Below are 24,562 nucleotides of genomic sequence, written 5' to 3'. Positions count from 1 at the left end.
TGCCTCAGCGGTGGTGCATGCCGCCGTGCATCTGCAGCATCATCTGCAGCATGTCGACGCGCTTTTCCAGGGCCTCGATACGCATCTGCATCATCTGGTGCTGCATCGGCATTGCCCCGTGCTTGTCCATGTCGCCGTGCATGTCGTGCTTCATGCCACCGGACATCATCGGACAGCCCTGTTCCGGAGCCGGCTGGGCAGCGGGTGCCTCGGCGGCCGGCGGATGATGGGCGGAGTGGTCCTGAGCGTCGTGCGAGGAAGCCAGTGCGCCAAGCGGCGGCAGCAAGGCGGCGGCAAGGGCGAAGATGTGGAGCGGGCGGAGCGTGTTCATCATCGGTCTCCCGGTTGGCGGACGAGGCTTCGTCCTTACGCTCTCGATGATGTGCGGCGACCGCGGTCAACAGCCTGACGCGCGGATTACAAGTTCGTAATCTTGGTGGCGGTTGCGGGCACGCTGGCAGAATGGCCGCATGAAGATCCTGATCGTCGAGGACGAACCCAAGACCGGTGACTACCTGCGCCAGGGGCTGGCGGAGGCGGGCTTCGTCGTCGATCTGGCGCGCGACGGGCTTGACGGCCTGCATCTGGCCACCAGTGGCGACTACGACCTGATCGTGCTCGACGTGATGCTGCCGCGGCTCGACGGCTGGGGCGTGCTGGAGACACTGCGGCGCGGCGGGCGCGAGACGCCGGTGCTGTTCCTGACCGCGCGCGACCAGGTCGAGGACCGCGTGCGCGGGCTGGAACTGGGTGCCGACGACTATCTGGTCAAGCCCTTCGCCTTCTCCGAGCTGCTGGCGCGCGTGCGCACCCTGCTGCGGCGCGGGCGCAGCAAGGAGCCCGACGTGCTGCGTGCGGCCGATCTGGAACTGGACCTGCTGCGCCGGCGCGTGCTGCGCGCGGGCCAGCGCATCGACCTCACCGCCAAGGAATTCGCACTGCTGGAGCTGCTGCTGCGCCGCCAGGGCGAGGTGCTGCCGCGCTCGCTGATCGCCTCGCAGGTGTGGGACATGAATTTCGACAGCGACACCAACGTCATCGAGGTCGCGGTGCGGCGCCTGCGCGCCAAGGTGGATGACCCCTTCGAGCCCAAGCTGATCCGCACCGTGCGCGGCATGGGCTATGTGCTGGAAGCGGACGAGGAAGCATGAGCGTGCGCCGCCCGCTATCGCTGACGGCCCGACTGGCGCTGATTTTCGCGGTGTTCGCGGCCGGCGTGCTGCTGGTGGCCGGCATGATCATCGAGCGTGCGGTGGCAAGCCACTTCGACGAACTGGATGAGCACGATCTGGGCGCGCAGCTCACGGTGGTCAGCAACCTGCTGGCGCACACGGCGTCGGAGGCGCAGTTCGACGCCCTCGGCGGGCGCATCGACGACCTCTTCGGCGGGCATGCGATGGTGGCGCTGGTGGTCACCGACGCCGCTGGCCGGGTGCTGCATGCAGTGCGCGGTGAAATTTTCCCGGACGATGTTGCGGAGCCCGGACAGCTGCGCAAGTGGACACTGAACGAGCGCGAGTTCATCGGTCGCGCGGCGACGCTGGAACTGCCGCTGGAGGTGCCGCGCAGCATCCGCATCGATGTGGCGCTCGACATCACGCACCACAGCCACTTCCTGGATGCCGTGCGCTCGCGTCTGTGGGCCGGCATCTCACTGGTGGCGCTGCTGGCGGCGGGGCTGGCGTGGTTTGCGGCGCGGCGCGGGCTGGCACCGCTGCGGAGCGTCACCGCAACGGCGCGCAGCCTGTCGGCCGAGCGCCTGGGCGAACGCCTGCTGCGCGAGGATGCCCCGGCCGAAATGCAGGAGCTGGTCGAGGCCTTCAACGGCATGCTCGACCGCCTCGAAGCGGCCTTTCGCCGGCTCGACACCTATTCGGCCGACATTGCCCATGAGTTGCGCACGCCGGTATCCAACCTGATGACGGCCACCGAAGTGGCTTTGTCGCGTGCGCGCAGCGCCGACGAATACCGCGACACCTTGCACTCCAATCTGGAGGAATTCGAGCGCATGGCACGCATGATCGGTGACATGCTGTTCCTCGCCAAGGCCGACGACGGCCGCCTGCCACGCGCTGCCGAGGCGGTGGCGCTGGAGGACGAAGCGGCTGCGCTGGCCGAGTTCTACGAGGCGCTGGCCGAGGAGCAGGGTGTGACGATCCGCCTCGGTGGGGCCGCGACGGTGGCCGGCGACCGGCTGATGCTGCGCCGTGCGCTGTCCAACCTGCTGTCCAATGCCCTGCGCCATGCGCGACGCGGAAGCTGCGTGGACATCCTGATCGAGGCGGGTGTAGAGGAGGTGAGCTTGTCGGTCTTCAACACCGGTGAGACCATCCCACCCGAACGTGCGGGCAGACTGTTCGAACGCTTCCATCGCATCGAGGGCGAACGCGCCCGCCATGGCGAGGGGGCTGGTCTGGGGCTGGCGATCACGCGTTCCATCGCCCACGCGCACAGAGGGCGCGTCACGGTGAGCTCACAGGACGGTATCACGTGCTTCACGCTGCATTTGCCATGCCTGCGAGCACTGACGAGCGAGTAAATCGGTCTGTAACACACTCATGGGAGACCAGCTATGTTTCGTTTCAACGCCTCCGATATTCTCGCCGGGATTTGCGCCCTGACCCTGTTTGCGGCTCCGGTCGCAGCCAGCGACGAAGTGGTGATGTACAAGGATCCCGGTTGCGGCTGCTGCGGCAAGTGGGCCGACCATCTGCGCGAAAGTGGTTTTCAGGTGCGTGAGATTGCTACGAAGCATATGGACCTCGTCAAGAGCGAGGCAGGCGTTCCGCGCGCGTTGGGTTCGTGCCATACCGCGCTGGTCGGCGGGTATGTGGTCGAGGGACACGTACCGGCAGCGGACGTGCGCCGCCTGCTCACCGAGAGGCCTCGGCTGGTCGGCATCTCGGCGCCGGGCATGCCGCTTGGTTCTCCCGGGATGGAGGGGCCCGACCCCGTCGAGCGCTTCCAGGTGATCAGTTTCGACGAGCAAGGGAATGCGGCGGTGTTCGCGACTCACTGAGTCCTTGGGTGGGGAGGGTACGGGTTGCCTGTAGTGGCAATTCGTCGCGGTACCATGCCCCGGGCGGCCACGCTGGGCGGGCTTGTTCAGGTGATTCGGTGCGGAGGTTGAAGGGTGTTCAGGAAGCTCGGACGATGGATCGCAGTGCGCAGGCGCCGCAGCATTTTTGCGGCGGTGGCACTGGCGCACGTCGTGGGCTTCTTCTCTTCGCTCGACGCCTTGATGTCCACCCGCACCGCGCCCGGCTCGGTGGCGTGGATCGTGTCCCTCAATACCTTCCCGGTGGTCGCGGTGCCCACTTACTGGGTGTTCGGTCGCAGCCGTTTTCAGGGCTACGTGATCGGTCGCCGTGAGGAAGACACCGAACTGTTCACCGAATTGCAGGACCGCATGGCCCTGACGCAGCCCTTTCACGTGGCGCTGCCGGCGGACGACCGCAAGGTCGAGGCCATCGAGCGACTGGCCAAGATGCCGATGCTCACCGGCAACGAGGTGGAGCTGCTGATCGACGGCGAGGACACCTTCCGCAGCATCTTCGAAGGCATCGAAGCCGCACGCGAGAGCGTGCTGGTGCAGTTCTACATCGTGCGCAACGACACCCTTGGGCGTGAATTGCAGGCGCTGCTGATGCGCAAGGCGCAAGAGGGCGTGCGCGTGCATTTCCTGTATGACGAGATCGGCAGTTATCGCCTGCCCAACTCATACCTGTCGGAAATGAGCGCAGCCGGCGTGCATGTCAGCCGCTTCCATTCCACGCGCGGCTCGGGCAACCGCCTGCAGCTCAACTTCCGCAACCATCGCAAGGTAGTGGTGGTGGACGGGCGCACCGGCTGGGTGGGCGGCGCCAACGTGGGCGACGAATACCTCGGGCATGACGACCGCTACGGCGCATGGCGCGATACGCATCTGCGCATGACCGGCCCGGCGACCTTGTGCCTGCAGTTGTCGTTCGTGGAGGACTGGCATTGGGCCACGGAGGAGATTCTCGATCTGGACTGGACGCCGCGCGCCGCCGAGGGCGGCGGCGTGCCCGTGCTGGTGCTGCCGAGTGGCCCGGCCGACCGTTTCGAGACGGCCAGCCTGATGGTGCAGCACGCCATCCACTCGGCCACCGAGCGCTTGTGGATTTCCAGCCCGTACTTCGTGCCCGACGAGGGCGTGCTGGGGGCACTCAAGCTCGCCGCGCTGCGCGGCGTGGATGTACGCGTGCTGATTCCCGAGCGCCCCGACAACCTGCTGACCTATTTTGCGGCGTATGCGCTGGTGGCTCCGCTGCTGGAAGCCGGCGTGCAGATTCACCGCTACCAGGAAGGCTTTCTGCACGGCAAGACCATGCTGGTGGATGACAAGGCCTCGGCGGTAGGCACGGTGAATCTCGACAATCGTTCGTTCCGCCTGAATTTCGAGATCACCGCGTGGGTGATGCAGCAGGCGTTCGCCGACGAGATGGAGACCATGTTCGAACAGGATTTCGCCCGTTCGCGCAGCATGAGCCTGGAGGAAGTGGTGGACAAGCCGTGGTGGTTCCGGGCCGCCTCACGCGCGGCCTATCTCACCGCGCCGGTGCTGTAGGCACGGGTTGGCGCTGCTAATCGCGGGCCCGCTCGAGCGACATCACGGTGTAATCGCTGCCCACCTTGTCGATGGTGACGTTGAGCTTGTCCTCCGGAGCCAGCCCCTTGAGCATTGCCGGGTCGGCGACATGCAGCACCATGGTCATTGGCGGCAGATCGAGGTTCGGGACGCGCTTGAGGCGCAAGGTCAGCGTGCCCGCCGATCGATCCACCTGATGAACCTCGGCGTGCACGGGCGGGAGCGCCGTTTCGGCGGATGCGAAACCCGGGAGCAGGGCGAGTGCGAGCAGCAGGAGCAGCGTATGCATGGTCGTTCTGGTAGCTGAAGGCTTGTCTGCACTCGACCGCGCTGGCTGCGGAGCGTTCCATGCCGTGCTGTTTCGCATCCTTGCAGGGGATGCGCGCTTCCGCCGTGAGCGCCGTTGAAACGGGCAGGGAATTTTTCTGGCGCTGCGGTACTCTGTGACGCATGCTTGCAAAAAGAGTTAATGTTTCGACCTGATCGCTTCCGAGGCGATTGCAGCCGTAGCACGGCGTGGCGTGCCGGAACGTCAAGCGAGTCTGAGTCGTACCTGTTTCGCAGTTGTCTTCAGTTGTCGTTACTCATTCCAGCCCCAGGATGAAATGACCCGGTCGCCCCTATCGATGTATGCCTTCGCCGCTTCGTGCTCGCTCATGCTGGCGGGCTGCGGTCAGCCATGGCCGGAGGAGGGCATCGACCCCACCAACATGCCCAAGCTGGCAATCGGCGCCGAGGTGTATCTCGAGCATTGCGCGGTGTGCCACGGCGCCAACCTGGAAGGACAGGAAAACTGGCGTCAGCGCCGTGCCGACGGGCGTTTGCCTGCTCCCCCTCACGATGCCAGTGGGCACACCTGGCACCATTCCGACGAAGACCTCTTCGCCATGATCCACGACGGCATGGTGCCCCCTCTGGCGCCGCCGGGTTATCAGAGCGACATGCCCGCCTTCGGCGAGATTCTCTCCAGTGACGAGATCCGCGCAGTGCTCGCCTACATCCAGAGCAAATGGCCCGCCGAAGTTGCCGAGGCCCGCACACGCATGCTGGCTCAGCGCGCTCCGCGCTGAGGGCTGATTCCCTGTTGCCGGGCAATGGCGCCACGCCACATTAGGCATTAGGTCAATAACGCTATCAATCAAGAATGATTTGCGTTTACAAATACGAATAACTATCATCTTCTGTTGATTCAACCGACGGCCGCGTCCTGATCCGGCCGGGTATGTACAGGAGAAGAATGTGGCTCGTATTACCGGTCCCCGCCTCAAAGTCATGCGCGCGCTGGGCACTACCCTGCCGGGGCTGTCGCGCAAATCCACGGAAAACCGCGATTACCCGCCGGGTCAGCACGGCCAGAAGAACCGCCGTCGCTCCGACTTCGCGCTGCGTTTGATGGAAAAACAGAAGCTGCGCTTCAACTACGGTGTGAGCGAAGGCCAGATCCGCAAGCTGTTCACCGAAGCCAAGAATTCCAACGCGCCGACCGGCGAGAAGCTGCTCGAATTGCTCGAGCGCCGCCTCGACAATGCCGTGTTCCGTGCCGGCTTTGCGCCCACCGGCATCGCCGCACGCCAGCTGGTGAGCCACCGTCATGTGCTGCTCAACGGCAAGTCCGTGAATATCCCGTCGATCCGCGTGAAACCGGGCGACGTCATCACGCTGACCGAGAAAGGCCGCCGCATTCCCGCCACCGTCGAGACCATTGCCACGCCGGAGCTCGCGCGCCCCGAGTGGATCAACTTCGACGCCGCGGCCGTCAGCGCCAGCATCACGCGTGTGCCCCACCACGACGAGGTTCCGTTCCCCATTGAAGTGCAGCACGTCGTCGAATACTACGCGGTGAGGATGTAAGCATGGCTTCCGACGCACTGCGCTACGAGGCCCGCCCCGAGCTTGCGCTGGCAGCGGTCATGCAACTGATGTCGCGCTTCCCGGCCCGCCGCTCGCCGGTGGTGGCCGACGCGGTGGTCAAGCACCTTGAAGTCATCGCCGCCGATGCGCGCTTGGCTGACGAGGTGCGTGCCTGCGCCCGCGAAATGTGTGCGGAGTGGGATGGCTACCGTTCGCTGTGTGCGGACATGCCGTGCGTGCCGAAGGGGGCTTTGCCCTCCTGAATCGTTCCGTTGGACATGGCAGGAATGCCTCACGCGGCTCGTTCGTGTGGGGCATATTCTTTTGGTGCGGGTGTTAGCGGCCCGGTAGCCACTGTGCAATGCAGAAAGCCAGTACCAGCACAGGCATGGACCACAGGTGAAACTCCCGCCACAGGCCTGACTGGCGTGACAGGCGCAGCGCGATCAGGCTGGCGAGCGATCCGATGGCGGTGCCGAAGCCGCCTACGGCGACCGCCCACGCCAACGTCCGCCAATCGTCCGTGAAGTTGGCGAGAAAGATCGTCGCCGGTACGTTGGAGATGAACTGCGACAGCAGTGCGCCAGTGGTCATCAGACCGCCTGGAAGTTCCAGCAGCTCCGGCACGCGGGCTGCCACCCAAGGCAAGCCGGCAAGCAGTCCGAGGTCGATGAACATCAGCACGAATACCAACAGCAGAAGCCAATCCACCTCGCGCACGACCTGGCGGGCGACGCACAGGTACAGCGCGATCACGGCCGCCGCGGCCCACACGGTGTAGCCTGATTCCGCCGCGATGAGAAATACCGGATACAGCGCGAGCGACAGCCCCATCAAACGACGGTCTATCGGCGCCGCCGGGGCCGTGTCGGCGATTTCGATACGTTGGGCCAGGAAGCCGAGCGGAATCAACATCAGAATCAGCAGCAGCAGGGCCGCCGCCAGAGGCAGCATGGCCAGCGTGAACTCCACGAAGCCGGTGTCTGAGGATTGCCACAGGAAGAGGTTTTGCGGGTTGCCGATCGGGCTTGCGGTGGAGCCGGCATTGACGGCCAGCGCCTCGAAGATGACGAGTCGCCCCACAGGCAAGCTCGCCACGCGACTCAGGCCGACAGTGAGCGGCACCACGATGAACAGCGCCACGTCATTGGTGACCACGGCCGAAAGAGCCGCCGAGAACAGCACCAGCGAGGCCGCCAGGCGGCGTTCGCCGTGGGCCTGCGTCAGCAGTGCGTGCCCGGCGCGCGCCAGAAAACCGCTGTTCTCAAGGCCGCGTGACAACACCAGCAAACCCGCCAGCGCGGCGATGGTGCGCCAATCGACCAGCGCGTGCAGCGCTGTCGCGCGTTGCGGCGCGGTCAGCAGCAGAATGACGAAACCGCCCAGCAAGACCAGCAACAAGCGGTCGGCGACAAGGCGGCTCAGAAAAAAACGGGCGATGGACATGGCGCGTATTGTGCCGTGTCCATCGCCCGCAGGGAGGGCCAGAACAGCCCCCTCGGGTCAGTCGATGGGGAGGATCAGTTCATCATCGACTCGACTCGCATGCGCAGTTCGGGATCCGACTGCAATGCGATCGCAATACCGTTGTAGGTTTCGACCTCAAGGCCGATCTCGTTCACCGTGTTCACCATTTCCTGCACGGCTTCGGTCTGAAGCTTGGCGGCTTCTTCCGGGTCATTCACGTCGAGCAGGCGCTCGGAGTATTCGGCGCGAATCGTCTCGATGGTCGGCTGGACTTCGGCGAACTTCTCCACATCTTGGTCAGTAAAGTCGGCCGACTGCGGCTGTGCCTGCGTCGGAGGTGCGGTCTGCTGGGTCGGCGCGGATTGCGCGACAGCGACCGAGGACATTCCGAAGGCGAGCATCAGGCTGGCGAGAAGCGGAGTAAGTTTTTTCATGGTCATTTCTCCAATAGTGAGACTGCAGCCAAACCGTTGCGAACATCGTGCCAGTTTTCAGAATTTTTAATGAAATCCCATAAAAACAATGCGTTGAGGCAGTCTTCCCGGTCCTTGGTGGGCCGCGCCAATATTTGACCTGGTACGTGGGAGTGTGTCATTTTGGCGCATGTGCCAATTGAACAAGGTGCCATTCCATGCGCCCGCCCGCCTTTCTGAGCAGCTTGCGAACCGTGCTCGCGCTGCAGGTCGTCGCACCATTGCTGGCCATCCTCGCCCTGGTTCTGGCGGTGTCTCTGGCGGTGCTGGGGCAGTTCATCGAGACACGCATGCAGCGCGACTTGCAACTGGTGGCGCGCGCCGTGCATTTCCCGGTCATGCAGGCGCTGGCCCGCAACGATTTCGAGCAACTGCAATCCAGCCTGGCTTCGGTGTTCGGCATGACCGAGGTGTATGGCGCTTACCTGTTCGATGCGGAGGGGCGCCGCATTCTCGGTTTCGGCGCCGGCAGCCCTACCCGTGCGCAGGCCGGTGATGCGCTGAAACTCTCGCTTGAAGGCCAGTTCGAGCAGTACTCGACCATTCGTGGCGAGAACGTCTATTCCTTCTTCCTTCCCTTGTTCGATGCCGGTGGTCAGCCCGATGGCTTGCTGCAGGTCACGCGTTTGCGTAGCGACATGGAGGCCGAACTCAAAACGCTCAAGCGGCGCACCTGGAGCGGATTCGGGCTCGCGGCGGTGCTGGTGTTCGGGGTGCTGAGCTTCAGCCACCGCCGTGCCATCGGCCGGCCACTGGAGGATCTGCTGGGCAGCGTGCGACGCGTGGAGGACGGCGAACTGGCTCACCGTGCCGACGAGAGCGGGCCGCGTGAGTTGCGCCAGCTCTCGCGGCGCATCAACGGCATGCTGGATGCCATTGCGCGTGCGGAGGCGCGCGAGGCCGAGCAGCGCGAGGAGCACGCCCGCATCGAGGCGCAACTGCGCCGCAGCGAAACGCTGGCGGCGCTGGGCCAGCTTTCGGCCGGCGTGGCCCATGAGTTGGGCGCGCCGCTGTCGGTCGTCGACGGCCGTGCCCGCCGCTTGCAGCGCGCCGCACGCAGTGATGAAGAGGTGCGTGAGCTGGGCGAGATACGCGAACAGGCTGCGCGCATGACGTCGATCGTGCAGCAGCTGCTGGCCTATGCGCGCGGCGCTGGCAGCGGGCACGAACGTATCGATGTGCCGTCGCTGATCAGCCGGGTCTACGTGCTAGCGGCCGGCGAGGGCGTTGCGGCCGAACTGCGCGAGGGGCCGCCCGCCACCGTGCAGGGCGACGCGCTGGGCTTGGAGCTGGCCATGGTCAATCTGCTGCGCAATGCGCGTCAGGCGTGCCCGGACGGCCGGGTCGAGTTGGCTTGGGTGTGTGAGGGGGGCAAGGTGGTGCTGCAGGTGGATGACAACGGGCCGGGCATCCCGCCGGCCGAGCGTGCTCAGGTGTTCGAGCCTTTCCACACCACGCGGCTGCCGGGTGAGGGCACTGGCCTTGGTCTGGCCATCGTGCAGCGCATTGCGCGTGAGCATGGCGCTGAGGTGCGCATTTCCGGCTCGCCGCTGGGCGGGGCGCGTTTCGAGTTCGTACTGAATGCCGTGGAGGCCAAAAATGTCTGAGCGCGCGCGCATTCTGGTGGTTGAGGACGACCCGGCCCTGCAGCGTCTGGTGGTGGACGAACTCGAAGCTTCCGGCCGCCGCGTCGAGGCGGTCAGCACCTTGAGCGATGCCCGCGACGGTCTGGCCGAGCGCCTTCCCGATCTCGTCGTGACCGACCTGCGCCTGCCTGACGGGCATGGCATGGAGCTGGTGCGTGAGCTGGTCGCGCAACCGGACGGCAAGCGGCCCGCGATCATCGTGGTGACGGCGTTCGGCAGCGTACCGCAGGCCGTCGAGGCCTTGCAGGCGGGTGCCGATGACTTCCTGACCAAGCCGCTCGATCTCGATCACTTCCTGATCTGCGTGGATCGGGTGCTCGAAACGCGCCAATTGCGCGACGAGGTGACGCGCTTCCGGCGCATCAGCGGCGCGGCCGAATCTTTTCATGGCCTGTTCGGTCGCAGCGCTGCCATGCGCACCCTGTTCGACCAGATTCGCGTGGTTGCGCGGGCGCAAGGGCCGGTGCTGGTCAATGGCGAGAGCGGTACTGGCAAAGAGCTGGTGGCGCGCGCCATCCACGCCGAGAGCGACCGCGCCGACGGCCCGTTTCTCGCGGTGAACTGCGCCGGCGTGCCGCAGGAACTGATGGAAAGTGAATTCTTCGGCCATGCCTCGGGCGCCTTCACCGGTGCGCGCAATGCCCGTCGCGGCCTGCTGCAACAGGCCCATGGCGGCACCTTGCTGCTCGACGAGATCGGCGAAATGCCGCTGGCCTTGCAGGCCAAGATGCTGCGCGCGCTGCAAGACGGCTCGATCCGCCCGGTCGGTCAGGACACCGAAGAGCAGGTGGATGTGCGCATCGTCGCCGCGACACACCGCGATCTGGCGCAGCGCGTGGCCGATGGCGCCTTTCGTGAAGATCTCTACTACCGCCTCGAAACCTTCGCGCTGGCGGTACCGCCGCTGCGCGAGCGCGAGGAAGATGTCGAGCTGCTGGCGCAGCGCTTTCTGGTGCGTTTTGCCGCCGAGCAAGGTCGCCCGGCGCGAGGTTTCGAGGCCGCCGCGCTGGCCGCGCTGCGCGGCTACTCGTTCCCGGGCAACGTGCGTGAATTGCAGAACGCGGTGGAGCGCGCGGTGGCCTTCTGCTCGGGCGAAAAGGTCGAGCCCGAGCACCTGCCCGAGCGCTTGCTCAAGCCCGAGGCCGCCGCCGCGGCCACCGGCCCGGCCACTGCGCGGGGGGACGGGGGCCTGCTCGACGGCAACGTGCTGCCCACGCTGGAAGAGGTGCAGAAGCGCTACGTGCGCCGCGTGCTCGATGAAGTGGGTGGCAACCGCCGCCGTGCCGCAGCCTTGCTGGGCATCGGGCGGCGCACCCTGTATCGCTGGCTCGACGACGAGCCGGCCGAAGGTGACTGAGGCGCCTTACTGAACGAAGGCCTTGATGCCGTCCAGGTAGGCGTTGCCATACTGAATGACCTCTTCGCGGTTCAGGCCTTCGCTGTAGAAGTGCATCGACTCCACGTCGCCCTGCAGATCGGCCAGCTCCTTGCGGATCGCCGCCAGTGATTCCTCGAGCGTGTACGACAGGCTGTGAATGTCGTGGATATCGTACTCGCCAACCTCGCCGCCCAGCAATTCGGCCAGACGTGCGTTGGCTTCACGCAGGTTGACTACGGCTTCGGCCAGGTCGGAGGCTTGCTTCCCCTGGTAGTGGGCCACGCGGTCATTCGGCGACTGGGCGAAGGTGGCGGTGGAGAAGGTGGCTGCCGCGGCAAGCGCGAGCAGGCTGAAGGTCTTCTTCATGGAAGGCTCCGTGGTGAAAAGGTGGTCAATACAGGTCGCGGCGGTAGCGCCCGTCGCGGGTGAGTTGGGCAAGGCGTGCCTCGCCGAGAATGTCTTGCAGTGTTTTGTGCACCGCCGGGCCCATGCCCACGGCGTTGCCGCAGACGTAAATCGCCGCGCCGCCGTGCACCCAGTCGCGCAGCGTGTCGGCGGCGCGTACAAGCCGGTGCTGCACGTATTCGCCAGCGCCGTCGCGTGAGTACACGCGGTCGCAGCGCGCCAGCAGGCCGCGTCGTTCGAACTCTTGCAGTTCTTCATAGTGAAAGGCGTCGTTCGCCGCATTGCGTTCGCCGAACAGCAGCCAGTTACGGCCGTCGCCCGCCCGAGCACGCCAGCGCAGATGCGCCAGCAACCCGGCCAGGCCGGTGCCGTTGCCGATCAGGATCAGCGGACGAGCGGCGTTGTCGCCCAACCTGAAGTTGACATGTGGCCGTGTGCGGCCACGCAGGACCGTGCCCACTGGCGCTTCGCCACACAGCAGTGCAGACATCAGGCCGGGTCGGCCTTCGGCGTCGAATACCGCACGCACCAGCAAGTGCACCGCGCCGTCTTGCGGCAGTGAGGCAATCGAATAGCTGCGCGGCCGGTCGTCGTTGCCGGGCGGCAGCAGTTGCAGCAGGTCACCGGCTTCCCATCGCGCTGGATTGCCAATCGGCTCCAGCTCGACATGCACGGCGGCTGCACCGACGCTGCCGGGGTTGAGAAGGCGTCGCGCACGAATGCGCCAGCTGCCGTTTGTCTCGGTGGAGGGCGCTGGTTCGGCGGCGTTGGCAAACTCGGCCAGGCGATGCCGCCAGGTGTGCAGCCCGTCGGCGTCGGCGCCGTCGAGTTCGACCCGTGGGAATAGGGCCACCGCGCCGCAATCGGCCAGCCAGGCATCGAGTTGCCGGCCAAAACCGCAGAAGTGGGCGTAATGCCTGTCGCCCAAGGCCAGCACGGCGTAACGTACGCCGCGCAAGTCGGGCTGCTGATTCATCAGGCGTTCAACGAAGTGCGTGGCGTTGTCCGGTGCGTCGCCCTCGCGGCAGGTGCTGACGATGAACAGCACCTGCGATGCACTGCGCAGGCGCGCGGCGTCAAGGTCGCCCAGCGGTGCGATCTCGCAAGCCACGCCGCCGGCGCGCAAGGCGTTTGCAGCCTCGTCTGCCAGCTCGTGCGCATAGCCGGTCTGGCTGGCGAAGGCCACCAGCGCGGGAGCTTCGGTGGCTGGCGCGTCAGGGGGCGCAAGGGCCGCCCGACGCGCACTGCGCACATGCCACCAGGCGCGCAGGCTGAGCCCTGCCCAGGCCGCAAACAGGCCCGCCGCGCCGGCCAGACGAGGCAACTGGTCGGTGATCATGCTGCCGCAATCACTCCGGCAGCACTTCCAGCGTGGCCGTGTAGGAGGCGCGACGCTCGATGTTGCCCTCGGCCTTCTCGGTGTCGTTGATCGATGCGCTGACGTAGAACATGCCTGCGTTCGGCCATTTCACCGTAACGCGCCCCTTGGCGTCGGCCACCAGCTTGATTTCGCCCTGGGCGTTGCGATAGCGCATGTTGCCCGGCAGTACCGTTACCTCCAGCCCGGCGGCAGGTTTGCCGTTGAGCGTGAAGGCAAACGTGGCTGCTTCGCCGGCGTGCAGGTCGTTGGGGTGGCTGACGGCGAGCAGTTCGATGCCTTCGCCGCTGGGCTTGATCTCGCTCGGGCTGCCGACGGTGACGAAGGTTTCCACGCGGCTGGCGACTTCGCGCACCGACAGATCGGTGGCCTTGGCCGGCACGTTGGCTTCGAGTTCAGCGCGCGGACCACGCCAGCGCTTGTTTTCCCCGCCTTCCTTCCACATGGCCATCACGCCGGAGCTGACCATGGCGATGCGGTAGGTGCCCTGAGCGGTCAGATTGAGGTCGAACACCGAGCGCAGCTTGCCGGTGACGACATTCTCAGGATCGACCTTGCTGCCGTCCGGCGAAACGATGGTGAGGCTTTCGTTCACCGGCAGCGGGCGGTGGTTGAAGTAGAACACCTCGTTCGACGATGCGCCGTCGAAGGTGACGTAGTCGGCCTTCGACAACACCGTGGACGACGGCAGCAGCCAGCGCTCGTGCGCGCTGGCAAGCGGAACAGCCAGCGCCGAGGCGATGGCGGCGAGTGCGATGCGGGTGCGGAATTTCATCAAAGTGCTCCTTGCGGTCATGTCAGGGGACGAGCTCGACCGTGATCTGGCCGAGTTCGCTTTCGCCACGGGCCGTGGCACGTTGTTGGGAGGCGGGCGGCCACTGCACCGGCACGCTGATCACTTCGCGCCCGCCGTGCTCGCGCGAGGCCTCGACCATCAGCCGGTACTCGCCTTTGGCCAGCATGCCGAGCGGCGCACTGCCCTCCTTGAAGGTCAATGCATGCTTGCCTGCGCCACGCGTGGCCGCGGTGACGCCGTCAATCGGCAGCGCCAGATCACGCCCCGTGCGGCGCCACCACTGTCGCATGTCTTTCAGCCAGGTCTTGCCTTCGTCGTTGCGCATGCGCACGTCGTACCAGACGGCCAGATTGGCGGCCACGCTGTTGTCCGGGCGCTCCAGCCACACCGCCACGTAGGGGCGCGGCGAAAGGTCGGGCAACTCGATCTCCACGCGCAGGTCCGCCGCAGCAGCCAGCGGTACCAAGGCCGCGCACAGCGCGCCCAACAGAGGTCGTTTCATCGGTGAACTTCCTATCAATGAATGAACAGCAGAATGAGCAAGGCCGGTATCAAAGCGCCCAGCCCCACCAGCGGCCACACGCTGGCACGTTGCCGTGCATGCAGCGCCAGAATGAACAGGCCGGTCAGTGAAAACACCAGACAGGCAACGGCGAAGATGTCGATGAACCAGCTCCACGCCGTACCCGTGTTGCGCCCTTTGTGCAGGTCGTTGAGCCACGCCACGGTGCCGCGCTCGGTCAGCTCGTACTCCAGTTCGCCACTGGCGCGGTCGATCACCAGCCACGCATCGCCACCGGGGCGCGGCAACGCCAGATACACCTCCTCCTCCGACCACTCCGCCGCAAGCGCCGGAATGTGACGACCCAACTCGCCACCGATCCAGCGCCGCAGATCGCGCGGCAACGGGGCTGCGTCCTCGGTGACGCCGGCCATTCCGGCAAGCAGCTCGGCCGGCACGCTGCGCGTCTCGCTGGTGCGCTCCGGCGCCGGCTCCAGTGCGCCGGGGTGGTTCAGCGTGATGCCGGTTACGGCGAACATCACCATCCCCACCAGGCAGATGGCCGAACTGATCCAATGCCACTGCATGAGATGGCGCATCCACCAGGCACGGCGTGCCTGAGTTGATGCGCCTGGTTTGCCGACTGAAAGGAGGGGGTGGGAGCTTGTCATTGGAGAGAGTGGCGGCCCTTCAAGAAGGAAGCCGGCTCAGCGCTGGTCAGAACCTGAGGTTGGCCGAAACCCACAGACTGCGGGCCTTGTCCTTGTTGTTGAAATCGTCCTCTGGCGCCCAGCCGCCAACACACTGGTTGCCGGTTGTGCAACTCACGAACGAATAGGTGGTGAAGTCTTCGTCGAGCAGGTTGTTTATGCGTGCGTTGATCGTGAAGTTCTTGCTCACGTCGTAGCTCGCTCCCAGGTGGAACACTTCGTAGTCCTTAAAGTAGCGGGGGTTTCCTGAGGCGTCCGTGCCGCGGTAGCGTTTGGAGCGTGCCTCCATGCCAAGGAATACGTTGAGGTCTTGCAGTGCCTGCCAGTCGACAGTGGCGTTGAGCATGTGTTTTGCGCTGTTGGTGAGGGGCAAGCCTTTGTCGGCACCGCTTTGCTGTTCGCTGTCGGTATAGGTGTAGTTGGCGCGCACAGCCCAGCGCTCGCTGATCTGATAACGCCCGGCAATCTCGACGCCCTGAATACGGGCTTTCGCGACGTTGATGTTTTGTGCGTAGCTCGTGTAGCCAAGATCTGCGTAGTCGCCGAGGTTGGCGCAAGGGCGTACGCCGCCCGTTACGTCACAACTCTGGGTAGCTTCGCCGCGCATGATCTTGTCCTTGAAGTCATTGCGGAATACCGTGAGGTTGAAGCTGTGACGCTGAGGGTGGTTCCAGTACACCGCCACCTCGGTATTGCGGCTCTTCTCGGGCTTCAGATCGGGGTTGCCGACGAAAGGCGTAACGCCTTGACCACCGAAACCGGTGATGCCGTCATACAAGTCGGTTGTCTTCGGGGTTTTGTAGCCAGTGCTGACACCACCTTTCACTGTCCACTGGGGGCTTACTTTGTAGGCGCCGTAAAGTCGCGGCGACAGATTGTTGCCGAACAGGTTGTGGTGGTCGTGACGGACCCCCGCGGTTAGTGTGAAGCGGTCCGTAGGCATCCAATTGTCTTCAACGAACAGTGCCCACATCTTGTGATCCTGCACTGCACCGCCCGCACCGGACTCCAACCCGAAAATGTCGTCCTTCAGTTCGCCACGAATGATTTGCCCGCCGACGACAAGCAGGTGATCGCCGGCCAGATCGGTCAGCGGAATATCGAGCCTGCCGTCAAGCGTGTACTGGTTGCTCTGCAAGGTGCGCTTGTCGCGCGGAAGAAAGGCGTCAAGCTGTGCCCGCTGTGCGGGCGTCATGTTCGCCAGCTTGGTGGCGGCGTTGCCCCCTGGCACGGCATCCCAAAGCGCTTGAAGTTGCTGTCGCTCTGCGACAGAGAACGGCATGGTGCGACCCTTGTTGTCGGACTCCACATATGACAAGGCAACAAAACTGGTGGCAAGATCCCACCTGCCCTCATGGCTCAACGACCACGCGTTGCGAGTGAATTCCTGCTCATCGGTGTAGCCGGCGCGGGGCTGCACGACGCCGCCACTTGCTCGCCAGATGGTCTCAATGCTGTCAACGGTGCCAAGCGGAAACGTTGTTTCCCCGGTAATCGGGTCGGTAACCGGCCGGTTGTCATACACCTGCTTCGAGGTGTCGTAATCAAACGTGATCCGTTGGTTCTCGGTAGGCGTGAGGTACAGACTGAAGCCGAGCGCCTTGTTGACGTTGTCGACGGTCTTGCCGCCGCCACCGAAACCCAGCGTGCGGCTGCGCAGGACTCCGTTGGGGTCGCGAGCCGCTTCGAATTCGGGATTTGAAGCGTCCCGCTCGTAGCGGCTACCGCGCACGCTCATCGATAGCACCCCGGGCTTGATCGGCCCACGCAGACTGAAGTCGACGGTTGAGTCTTCGCCGAATGCGCTGTCACTTTGGAAAGTCCGGCCGACCGTTACCGAGCCAGTCCATTCTTTCGCATCTTTTTTCGTGATGATATTGATGACACCGCCGAGGGCGTCGGCGCCATAAAGCGTAGAGGCGGGGCCCCGGATCACTTCGATGCGTTCGATGGCATCAAGCGGCGGAACATGATTGAACTGGTTGCCGCCAAAGCTGTTGGGGTAGATGTCGCCATGGTTGTTTTGGCGTTTCCCGTCGATCAGCACCAGCGTGTATTCGGAACCCATCCCGCGCATGCTGATGGTTCTCTGACCTGTCTTGTCGGAAGTCTCCCCGACGTCGACGCCTTCCAGGTCACGGACAGCATCGATCAGCGTGGTGTAGGGGCGCTTCGTCAGTTCTTCTTGCGTGACGACCGAAATGCTTGCTGGCGCATCAGTGATCTTTTGTTCGAAGCCGGTGGCGGTCACCACGACGTCTTGCAAGCGGGTGTCCGTGTCTTGTGCAAAAGCTGAGGACGTGGCAAATGCCAGCGCCAAGGCGCAACCGAGAGGGTGAAGAGCAAAAACGGGCGCGTGATCCCGTTGGTGAGAAACCATCATCAGAACTCCAGTCAGTAGGGGTGTTGGCTGGCTGACTGGATGACGCGGGCGCGTGCTTCAGATGGCTGGCTACAAGATCAATGAATGATAATGACTCGCATTAAAGTTCGCAACAAGTGTGGTGAGAATGACTCACTGTTGTGGAGTTGGTGGCTGCCAGCCGCCGCCGAGTGCTTTGTACAGGTCGGTGGCGGCAGTGAGTTGGGCGAGGCGTTGCTGGGCGAGTTGGTCTTGCGCCTGGAAGAGCGTGCGCTGGGCGTCGAGCACGGCGGCGAGGTCGTCGGCGCCTTCGCGGTAGCGCAGTTCGGACAGGCGCAGGCTGCGCTGGGCTTCTTCGAGGATGGCGCGTTGGGATGCTTCAAGCTCGCGGGCGCGTGCAGCGTTGCCGAGTGCGTCCTCGACTTCCTTGAGGGCGGTGAGTACGGTGAAGCGATAGGTTTCGACGAGTTCGCGCTGGCGTGAGCGGGCGGTATCCACTTGTGCACGCAAGCGGCCGCCGTCGAAGATGGTCTGTGCCAGGCTGGCGGCGAGCGAGTAGGTGCGTGTCGGGTCGGTGAGCGACAGCAGCGCGGCCGAGGCGAGGCCACCCGAGCCGGAGAGTTGGACCGACGGCAGCAACGCTGCACGCGCGGCGGCGACGTTGGCGTCGGCGGCGGCCAGCCGCGCTTCGGCTGCGGCGAGGTCGGGGCGTCGCAGCAGCAGGTCGGACGGCAGGCCAGGCGAGATGGCCGGCACGGCCAGCCCGTTGAGCGGTGCGTCCGCCACGGCATAGCCCTGCGGCATGGTGCCGGCGAGCAGCGCGAGGGCGGAACGCGTCTGGCGCAACTGCACTTCGAGCGGGGTGATGGTGGCGCGTTGGGCCAGCACGGTGGAGCGCTGGCGGCTCACGTCGAGGGCCGAGGCGGCGCCGTTGCGATAGCGCACTTCCACCAGGCTCAGCAGGCGTTCGGCCAGGGCGAGATTCTCGCGGGCAATCGCCAGCCTTTCGGTCAGCGCCAGCGTTTGGAACCAGGTGGTGGCGACGTTGGCGTCCAGGCTCAGGCGTACGCCATCGAGGTCGTAGCGGGTGGCCGCGAGACCGGCCGAAGCGGCATCCACGCCGGCGGCGAGGCGGCCCCACAGATCGACCTCCCATGACACCGACAGCGTGGCCGAAGTGGCCTCGCTGGTGCTGGTGGGGGCGCCGTCGGGCTGTGTGCGGCGCTCGCTGGTGCTGGCGCCGAGACTGACGGCGGGGAGCCGTGAGGCGCCGACCGAACGCAGTGCCAGTTCGGCCTGGATGACGCGTTCGGTGGCGATGGCCAGGTTGGGGTTGCCGGTGCGGGCTTCGCGCACCAGCGTGTCGAGCGCTGGTGCGTCAAAAGCCTGCCACCACTGGGCGTCGACACTGCCGGCGGCGGGTGTGGCGGCTTCGGTCCAGCTGCCCGGCAGCACGTAATCGGGGCGCGAGGCGGGTTCGGTAACGGCGCAGCCGGTCAGCACCAGGGCGGCAAGTGAAGTCAGCAAAAGGCGGGAGGACATCGTGGCGATCATTCCGAGGCAAGTGCGGCTACGGGGTCGAGGCGGGCGGCTTTGCGTGCGGGCAGGAAGCCGAAGATCAGGCCGGTGGCAAAGGCGCAGCCAAAGGCCAGCACCACCGGGGCGACCGAATACAGGATGGGCGTGCCGAGCCATTCGATGAGCGCGGCGGTGCCGAGGCCGGCGCCCACTCCGATCAAACCGCCCAGCGCGGAAACCGCCAGTGCTTCGATAAGGAACTGCTGGAGGATGTTGCGCGTGCGAGCACCGGTGGCCATGCGGATGCCGATCTCGCGCGTGCGTTCGGTGACCGACACCAGCATGATGTTCATCACCCCGATGCCGCCCACCAGCAGCGAAATGGCGGCGATGGAGCCGAGCAGGATGGTCATGGTGTCCTGCGTGGCCGAGACGCTGTCGATGATCGAGGCCATGTTGCGGATCTGGAAATCCTCCACGCCGTGGCGCGACATCAGCAGCGCATGCACTTCTTCCTGCGTGTCGTCGATGCGCGACACGTCCTCGACGGCCACCATGGCGCTGGCGAGGTAGCGCTGTCCGAACAGGCGCAGGCTGCCGGTGCTCCAGGGCACGAAGATCACGTCGTCCTGATCACGTCCCCAGCCGGTGGCACCCATCGGCGACATCACGCCGACTACCTGGAAGAGGATGTTCTGCACCATCACGTACTCGCCGATGGGGTCGCGCTCACCGAACAGTGCGTTGGCCACTGTCTGGCCGAGCACGGCGACGGTGGCGTAATGGTCCTCGTCGTCAGCGCTGAAGAAGGTGCCGCGCGCCACCGGCCACGAGCGTGCAATCACGAAGTCCGCCGAAGTGGCGGTGGCCTGCGTGCGCTGATCGGCGTTGCCGAAGCGTACCGTCACGCTGCCGTTCTGTTCGGGTACCGAGGCCAGCACGTTGGGCAGCCCGGCCATGGCGCGGGCGTCTTCGATGGTGAGTGTGGCGGTGACGTCGCGCCCGCGCTGGTTGGGTGCGCCGGGGCGCACCGTGAGCAGGTTCGACCCCATGGCACTGATGCGGTCGACCACGTTCTGGCGTGCGCCATCGCCAATCGCAAGCATGGCGATTACCGAGGCCACGCCGATGACGATGCCCAGCAGCGTCAGCACGGTGCGGAAGACATTTGCGCTCATCGAGCGCAGCGCCGTGCGCGAGGCTTCGAGCAATTCGCCCAAGGGGGAACTGCGGTCGACATGGGGCGCGAAATCCGGCGCGGTTTGCGGCGGCTTGGCACCGGGGTCGCTGAGGATGCGGCCGTCACTGATCTCGATGATGCGGTCGGCGTGAGCTGCCACCTCGCGGTCATGCGTGATCAGGATGATGGTGTGCCCCTTTACCGACAGGTCGCGGATCAACTGCATCACGTCGGCACTGCTCTTGGTGTCGAGCGCGCCGGTGGGCTCGTCGGCCAGAATGATGCGGCCGCCGTTCATCAATGCGCGGGCAATCGAGACACGCTGTTGCTGGCCCCCCGAAAGCTGCGCGGGGCGGTGGTGCAAGCGTTCGGCCAGGCCCAGTTCGCCCAGCAGTGCCGCGGCACGGGCGTGACGCTCGTCGGGCGGCATGCCTGCGTAGATGGCCGGCACTTCGACGTTCTCGGCCGCGGTGGCCGAGCCGATCAGGTTGTAGCTCTGAAAGACGAAGCCGAAATCCTCGCGGCGCAGCCGGGCCAATTCGTCACGGTCGAGCTTGGATACGTCCTGCCCGAGGAAGAGGTATTCGCCGCTGCTGGGGCGGTCGAGGCAGCCGAGGATGTTCATCAGCGTCGACTTGCCGGAGCCCGAAGCCCCGATGATGGCGACGAACTCGCCCGCATGGATGGTCAGGTCGATGCCATGCAGCACACGGGTTTCGATCTCGCCGTTGTGGTAGCTGCGTGTCACGCCGGTGAGCTGGATGACCGGCGTGGTGGCAGAGGCGTTGGCCGGGGCTGCGTTCATCGCGGGTGCATCGGCATGGCGCTGCGCGCGGCGCCAGCGCCGGCCGCGCGACTGCCTGCGACGACGCGGTCACCTTCGCTCAGGCCGGCAACGATCTGCGCAGCAACGCGGCTGGTCAAGCCGACTTCCACCTCACGCTCGACCACGCGGCCGCCGGCTTCTACCGCCCGAACGGTGGCCTTGCGAGTGACGTTTGCAGGAGGCTCAGCCCGGGCGCGCGGGGCTTCGCGAGCCTGGCCGGCGTCACGCCCCTCGGCACGGCTGCGGCCAGAGCGCTCGCCTGCATCGCCGACGGGGCGCTGCGCGCGGGGAGCCAGGCCCGACAGGGCGGCCAGCGGCACCGTGAGGGTGTCATCTGCCTGCGCGACCACGAAGAAGACCTGCGCGGTCATCTGCGTCATCAAACGGCGGTCAGGGTTGGGGACGTCGAAAACCGCGTTGTACAGCACCACGTTGTTGGTGACGGTGGGCGTGGGGTCGATGCGGCGCAGCGTACCTTCCCAGCGCTGACCGGTGCCACCCAGCGTGGTGAACCACACCGGCATGCCGAGGCGCAGACGGCCCACGTCGGCCTCCGATACCTGGGTTTCCACCGTCATCACCGAAAGGTCGGCAATGCGCAAAATGGTCGGGGCCGACTGGTTGGCGTTCAGCGTCTGGCCCTGGCGCGCTTCGATCGACACTACGGTGCCGTCCATCGGTGCCGAGATGCGCGTGTATTCCAGGTTGGCCTCGTCGGCGCGCAGCGAGGCTTCGGTCTGCTCGATCTGCGCTTTGAGCGAGTCGATCTGGGCACGCACGGCGCGCAGGGAGGCCTCGGCGTTCTGCAGCGATTCGCGTGTGGTGGCGTCTTCGGCCATCAGGTTGCGCTGGCGGCGCGCCTGCGATTCGGCCAGTTCGAGGTTGGCTTCGCGCTCGAGCATCTGCGCGCGTTGGCTGCGCAACTGCGCCTGCGTAGCCTCCACGCGGCTGGCCAGCACGCGCGCGTCGATTTCGGCCAGCAACTGGCCGCTTGTCACGGTATTGCCCACCTCCACGTGAATGCGGTTCAACAGCCCCGAAACCTGTGCCCCGACATCGACATAGTCGCGCGGTTGCAAGGTGCCGGTGGCTGTTACGAGATCTTCAAGCTTGCCGCGCTGCACGGTGGTGATTACCAGATCGGCTGTCGGGTCGGCCGCGCCGAACAGGGCGTCGCGTGCGAACCAGGCCGTGGCGGCCAGTGCGATGACGACGGCACACGAGGCGACGATGATGCGTTGTTTGCGGGAGCGGGGCGGGCGTGTCGTCATGGTCAAGTCTGGTTAGGAAGGCCGGCACAGAGTGTCATGAAGACAAGCATACTTGGGCGATGTTCGCCTTTTGTATCGCATTGCAGCGCCCCACAAACAAGAATCGAGAGGGTGATGCACCCTCTCGATTCAATTTCATGCAGCGTGCCGGAAGCGGTCGATCAGCGAGCCGGTACGGTGAGGAACCCCATCTTCTCGATGCCGGCGCTGCGCGCTTCGGCCATGATTTCGGCAATCACCTGATAACGCGTGTCCTGGTCCGCACGCAGGTGCAGCTCGGGTTGCGGATCCTGCTGCGCCGCTGCGGCGAGCCGGGCCGGCAGATCGGTGCGCGAGACCATGTCGTTGTTCCAGAACAGTTCGCCTTCGCCATTCATCGAAAGTGTCACGGTGTCGGGCTTCTGGTTGGTGGCCTGGCTGGAGGCTTTGGGCAGATCGATCTGCACCGAGTGCGTCAGCAACGGTGCGGTGATCATGAACACGATGAGCAGCACCAACATCACGTCGATCAGCGGAACCATGTTGATTTCGCTCATCTGTGGGGTGCCGCCCTGCTGATTGAATCCACCGAAGGCCATTACGACGCCCCTTGCACCGAGGCGCGCAGCTCAGCCACCGCCTGTTTGCGTGCGGCGGCGCTCTGCTGCCCGCTGGCCAGACGCGAGCCGGTGCAGAACCAGGCGTGCAGATCGTGCGCGAAGGCGTCGAGCTCGTTGAGCTCAAGGCGGTTGGCGCGGTTGAAGGCGTTGTAGGCCAACACGGCCGGAATGGCCACGAACAGGCCGAAGGCGGTCATGATCAGCGCCTCGCCCACCGGGCCGGCCACTGCGTCCAGCGTCGCCACGCCCGAGGCGCTGATGCCGATCAGCGCACCGTAGATGCCCCACACGGTGCCGAACAGGCCTACGAACGGGGCGGTCGAGCCGATCGATGCCAGCACTGTCAGACCGGATTCGAGCTTGGCGGTGGACAGCGCAATCGACTTGCGCAGCGCGCGCGTCACGAACTCGTCGGCGTCCATGGTGCCGCCCAGCGTTTCGTTGCCCGCATGGGTGCGCAGGTGCTCGGTGGCGGCCTTGCCTTGCAGGGCAAGGGCCTCGAAAGGCGAATCGGGCGCCACGCTAGACAGTCGGGCCAGGCCCTCGTCGAGACTCGGGGCTTTCCAGAATGCTTCGATTGCGGCCTCGTTGCTGCGGGCGCGCATCTGGCGCAGGCTGCGCAGCACGATCAGATACCAGCTGGCGACCGACATCACGACCAGCGTGAAGGCCACGAACTTGATGACGTAGTCGGATTGTTCCCACAGATGGGCCAGGCCGAAGGTTTCGGATGGGGTCATTTCACGTTATCCCTCAAGTTTGAATACGACGGGTACGAGTACCCACGAAGCAATGTTGCGTTGTCCCTGCTTGGCCGGCACGAAGCGCCAGCGCGCCACCGAGCTGCTGGCCGCCTGATCCAGCCGGCTGGAGCCAGAGCTTTTCGAGATTTCGACCTTCTCGGCACGACCATCGACCGACACGAAGACCCTCAGCATCACGCTGCCCTCCTCGCGCATGCGTCGGGAAATCGACGGATAGGTCACGCTCGGGTTATTGAGGTAGTCGGCATCGTGACGTGGTTCGATGACCGGCTGATTCTCGTCCGCCTGCGGGCTGGGCTTGGGCGCAGTGCTGGCTGCAGCCACCGGCGCCGGTGTCGGGGCGGGCGGCGTGGGCTCGGGCTCAGTGCGGGGCTCAGGCGCCGGTTGCGGCGGGGGCTCCGGTTTGGGCTTCGGCTTCGGTTGCGGCTTGGGCTCCGGCTTTGGCTCGGGTTTGGGCTTCGGCGGCGGCGGCGGCTCTGGCGTGGGCTCAGGAACAGGCTCGGGTTCCGGCGGCGGCGGGGGCTCCGGCTCGGGGGGCGGCGGCTCCGGTTCGGGCTCGGGCGGTGTGGGCGGCTCGGGAGGCGCTGGCGGTGCGGCCGGAGCTGTCTCCGCGACATTTACGACCTCGTCCACGAGGCTTACGGCGAACATCGGCTCGGGCATGATCTCGGGCTTTTGCTGCGCTTGGGTCAGCGCAAAAAGCCCGCCCGCGTGAGCAACAACGACAGCGGCGAGAAGCACGCGTCGCTCGCCGCGGGATTCGGCAAATCGTGAAATGAGGCTAGAGGTCATCGCAGTATCAGATCAAGCAATACGGCGACGAG

The 24,562-nt window shown here is 65.4% G+C and carries 25 protein-coding genes; 9 read left to right on the top strand and 16 right to left on the bottom strand.

What is annotated here, in order from left to right:
- Positions 1 to 4 precede the first annotated feature (4 nt).
- Positions 5 to 331 (bottom strand): hypothetical protein, encoded by a 327-nt coding sequence (locus tag AC6H0W_RS00620; protein ID WP_497575170.1) that lies wholly within the window; start codon positions 329 to 331, stop codon positions 5 to 7.
- Between the two features lie 139 nt (positions 332 to 470).
- Here AC6H0W_RS00620 and AC6H0W_RS00615 point away from each other — a divergent pair, with 139 nt between their 5' ends.
- From AC6H0W_RS00615 to cls, 4 genes are all read left to right on the top strand, one after another.
- A complete protein-coding gene (locus AC6H0W_RS00615) occupies positions 471 to 1,151 on the top strand; it encodes a heavy metal response regulator transcription factor (RefSeq protein ID WP_497575169.1) in 681 nt (226 codons plus the stop codon).
- Positions 1,148 to 2,539 (top strand): heavy metal sensor histidine kinase, encoded by a 1,392-nt coding sequence (locus AC6H0W_RS00610; protein ID WP_497575168.1) that lies wholly within the window; start codon positions 1,148 to 1,150, stop codon positions 2,537 to 2,539. The genes AC6H0W_RS00615 and AC6H0W_RS00610 overlap by 4 nt, the downstream gene beginning before the upstream one ends.
- 33 nt (positions 2,540 to 2,572) lie before the next feature.
- Positions 2,573 to 3,019, top strand: coding sequence for a DUF411 domain-containing protein (locus AC6H0W_RS00605; protein ID WP_497575167.1), 447 nt, complete (start codon positions 2,573 to 2,575; stop codon positions 3,017 to 3,019).
- Positions 3,020 to 3,163: 144 nt separating this feature from the next.
- A complete protein-coding gene (cls, locus tag AC6H0W_RS00600) occupies positions 3,164 to 4,591 on the top strand; it encodes a cardiolipin synthase (RefSeq protein WP_497575166.1) in 1,428 nt (475 codons plus the stop codon).
- A gap of 16 nt (positions 4,592 to 4,607) precedes the next feature.
- On the opposite strand, the gene AC6H0W_RS00595 is transcribed toward cls, so the two are convergent.
- The gene (locus AC6H0W_RS00595) at positions 4,608 to 4,901 is read right to left on the bottom strand and encodes a copper-binding protein (RefSeq protein ID WP_497575165.1); all 294 of its coding nucleotides are present in this window, start codon (positions 4,899 to 4,901) and stop codon (positions 4,608 to 4,610) included.
- 316 nt (positions 4,902 to 5,217) lie between these two features.
- Here AC6H0W_RS00595 and AC6H0W_RS00590 point away from each other — a divergent pair, with 316 nt between their 5' ends.
- From AC6H0W_RS00590 to AC6H0W_RS00580, 3 genes are all read left to right on the top strand, one after another.
- Positions 5,218 to 5,682, top strand: a complete 465-nt coding sequence (locus AC6H0W_RS00590) for a c-type cytochrome (RefSeq protein WP_497575164.1) — start codon at positions 5,218 to 5,220, stop codon at positions 5,680 to 5,682.
- Between the two features lie 169 nt (positions 5,683 to 5,851).
- The gene (gene rpsD, locus AC6H0W_RS00585; RefSeq protein ID WP_497575163.1) at positions 5,852 to 6,463 is read left to right on the top strand and encodes a 30S ribosomal protein S4; all 612 of its coding nucleotides are present in this window, start codon (positions 5,852 to 5,854) and stop codon (positions 6,461 to 6,463) included.
- A gap of 2 nt (positions 6,464 to 6,465) precedes the next feature.
- A complete protein-coding gene (locus tag AC6H0W_RS00580) occupies positions 6,466 to 6,726 on the top strand; it encodes a hypothetical protein (RefSeq protein ID WP_497575162.1) in 261 nt (86 codons plus the stop codon).
- 73 nt (positions 6,727 to 6,799) lie between these two features.
- Here the strand turns inward: AC6H0W_RS00580 and AC6H0W_RS00575 are convergent, their stop codons facing one another.
- Both AC6H0W_RS00575 and AC6H0W_RS00570 read right to left on the bottom strand, forming a co-directional pair.
- Positions 6,800 to 7,909: an SLC13 family permease gene (locus tag AC6H0W_RS00575; RefSeq protein ID WP_497575161.1), complete on the bottom strand. Its 1,110-nt coding sequence runs from the start codon at positions 7,907 to 7,909 to the stop codon at positions 6,800 to 6,802.
- A 74-nt stretch (positions 7,910 to 7,983) separates the two neighbouring features.
- On the bottom strand, positions 7,984 to 8,364 hold the full coding sequence (locus tag AC6H0W_RS00570) for a DUF4168 domain-containing protein (protein WP_497575160.1): 381 nt from the start codon (positions 8,362 to 8,364) through the stop codon (positions 7,984 to 7,986).
- 197 nt (positions 8,365 to 8,561) lie between these two features.
- Here AC6H0W_RS00570 and AC6H0W_RS00565 point away from each other — a divergent pair, with 197 nt between their 5' ends.
- Positions 8,562 to 10,010: a sensor histidine kinase gene (locus AC6H0W_RS00565; RefSeq protein WP_497575159.1), complete on the top strand. Its 1,449-nt coding sequence runs from the start codon at positions 8,562 to 8,564 to the stop codon at positions 10,008 to 10,010.
- Entirely contained in the window at positions 10,003 to 11,406 is a 1,404-nt protein-coding gene (locus AC6H0W_RS00560; RefSeq protein ID WP_497575158.1) for a sigma-54-dependent transcriptional regulator, read from the top strand. The genes AC6H0W_RS00565 and AC6H0W_RS00560 overlap by 8 nt, the downstream gene beginning before the upstream one ends.
- Positions 11,407 to 11,412: 6 nt before the next feature.
- Here AC6H0W_RS00560 and AC6H0W_RS00555 read toward each other — a convergent pair whose 3' ends face one another.
- The 12 genes from AC6H0W_RS00555 to AC6H0W_RS00500 all read right to left on the bottom strand — a co-directional run bounded on the left by AC6H0W_RS00555 (position 11,413) and on the right by AC6H0W_RS00500 (position 24,479).
- Positions 11,413 to 11,793 carry a DUF6746 family protein gene (locus AC6H0W_RS00555; RefSeq protein ID WP_497575157.1) on the bottom strand — a complete coding sequence of 127 codons (381 nt, stop codon included), beginning with the start codon at positions 11,791 to 11,793 and terminating at the stop codon, positions 11,413 to 11,415.
- 25 nt (positions 11,794 to 11,818) lie between these two features.
- On the bottom strand, positions 11,819 to 13,171 hold the full coding sequence (locus tag AC6H0W_RS00550) for a sulfite reductase subunit alpha (protein ID WP_497575156.1): 1,353 nt from the start codon (positions 13,169 to 13,171) through the stop codon (positions 11,819 to 11,821).
- A 10-nt stretch (positions 13,172 to 13,181) separates the two neighbouring features.
- Positions 13,182 to 13,985, bottom strand: a complete 804-nt coding sequence (locus tag AC6H0W_RS00545) for a DUF4198 domain-containing protein (RefSeq protein WP_497575155.1) — start codon at positions 13,983 to 13,985, stop codon at positions 13,182 to 13,184.
- Positions 13,986 to 14,007: 22 nt separating this feature from the next.
- Positions 14,008 to 14,508 carry a DUF2271 domain-containing protein gene (locus tag AC6H0W_RS00540; RefSeq protein WP_497575154.1) on the bottom strand — a complete coding sequence of 167 codons (501 nt, stop codon included), beginning with the start codon at positions 14,506 to 14,508 and terminating at the stop codon, positions 14,008 to 14,010.
- 14 nt (positions 14,509 to 14,522) lie between these two features.
- A complete protein-coding gene (locus AC6H0W_RS00535) occupies positions 14,523 to 15,179 on the bottom strand; it encodes a PepSY-associated TM helix domain-containing protein (RefSeq protein WP_497575153.1) in 657 nt (218 codons plus the stop codon).
- Between the two features lie 46 nt (positions 15,180 to 15,225).
- Positions 15,226 to 17,601 carry a TonB-dependent receptor domain-containing protein gene (locus tag AC6H0W_RS00530; RefSeq protein ID WP_497575152.1) on the bottom strand — a complete coding sequence of 792 codons (2,376 nt, stop codon included), beginning with the start codon at positions 17,599 to 17,601 and terminating at the stop codon, positions 15,226 to 15,228.
- 132 nt (positions 17,602 to 17,733) lie between these two features.
- On the bottom strand, positions 17,734 to 19,122 hold the full coding sequence (locus AC6H0W_RS00525; RefSeq protein ID WP_497575151.1) for an efflux transporter outer membrane subunit: 1,389 nt from the start codon (positions 19,120 to 19,122) through the stop codon (positions 17,734 to 17,736).
- Positions 19,123 to 19,130: 8 nt separating this feature from the next.
- Positions 19,131 to 21,083, bottom strand: coding sequence for a MacB family efflux pump subunit (locus AC6H0W_RS00520; RefSeq protein WP_497575150.1), 1,953 nt, complete (start codon positions 21,081 to 21,083; stop codon positions 19,131 to 19,133).
- Complete coding sequence (locus tag AC6H0W_RS00515; RefSeq protein ID WP_497575149.1) at positions 21,080 to 22,375, bottom strand: efflux RND transporter periplasmic adaptor subunit; 1,296 nt, start codon at positions 22,373 to 22,375, stop codon at positions 21,080 to 21,082. Before AC6H0W_RS00515 ends, AC6H0W_RS00520 begins: the two co-directional genes overlap by 4 nt.
- Before the next feature lie 161 nt (positions 22,376 to 22,536).
- Complete coding sequence (locus AC6H0W_RS00510; protein ID WP_497575148.1) at positions 22,537 to 22,953, bottom strand: ExbD/TolR family protein; 417 nt, start codon at positions 22,951 to 22,953, stop codon at positions 22,537 to 22,539.
- The gene (locus AC6H0W_RS00505) at positions 22,953 to 23,714 is read right to left on the bottom strand and encodes a MotA/TolQ/ExbB proton channel family protein (protein ID WP_497575147.1); all 762 of its coding nucleotides are present in this window, start codon (positions 23,712 to 23,714) and stop codon (positions 22,953 to 22,955) included. Before AC6H0W_RS00505 ends, AC6H0W_RS00510 begins: the two co-directional genes overlap by 1 nt.
- Positions 23,715 to 23,720: 6 nt before the next feature.
- A complete protein-coding gene (locus AC6H0W_RS00500; RefSeq protein WP_497575146.1) occupies positions 23,721 to 24,479 on the bottom strand; it encodes an energy transducer TonB in 759 nt (252 codons plus the stop codon).
- Positions 24,480 to 24,562: the final 83 nt, after the last annotated feature.

Source organism: Pseudazoarcus sp. NS20 (assembly GCF_059703745.1).
This window is presented reverse-complemented; position numbering and strand designations above follow the sequence as displayed.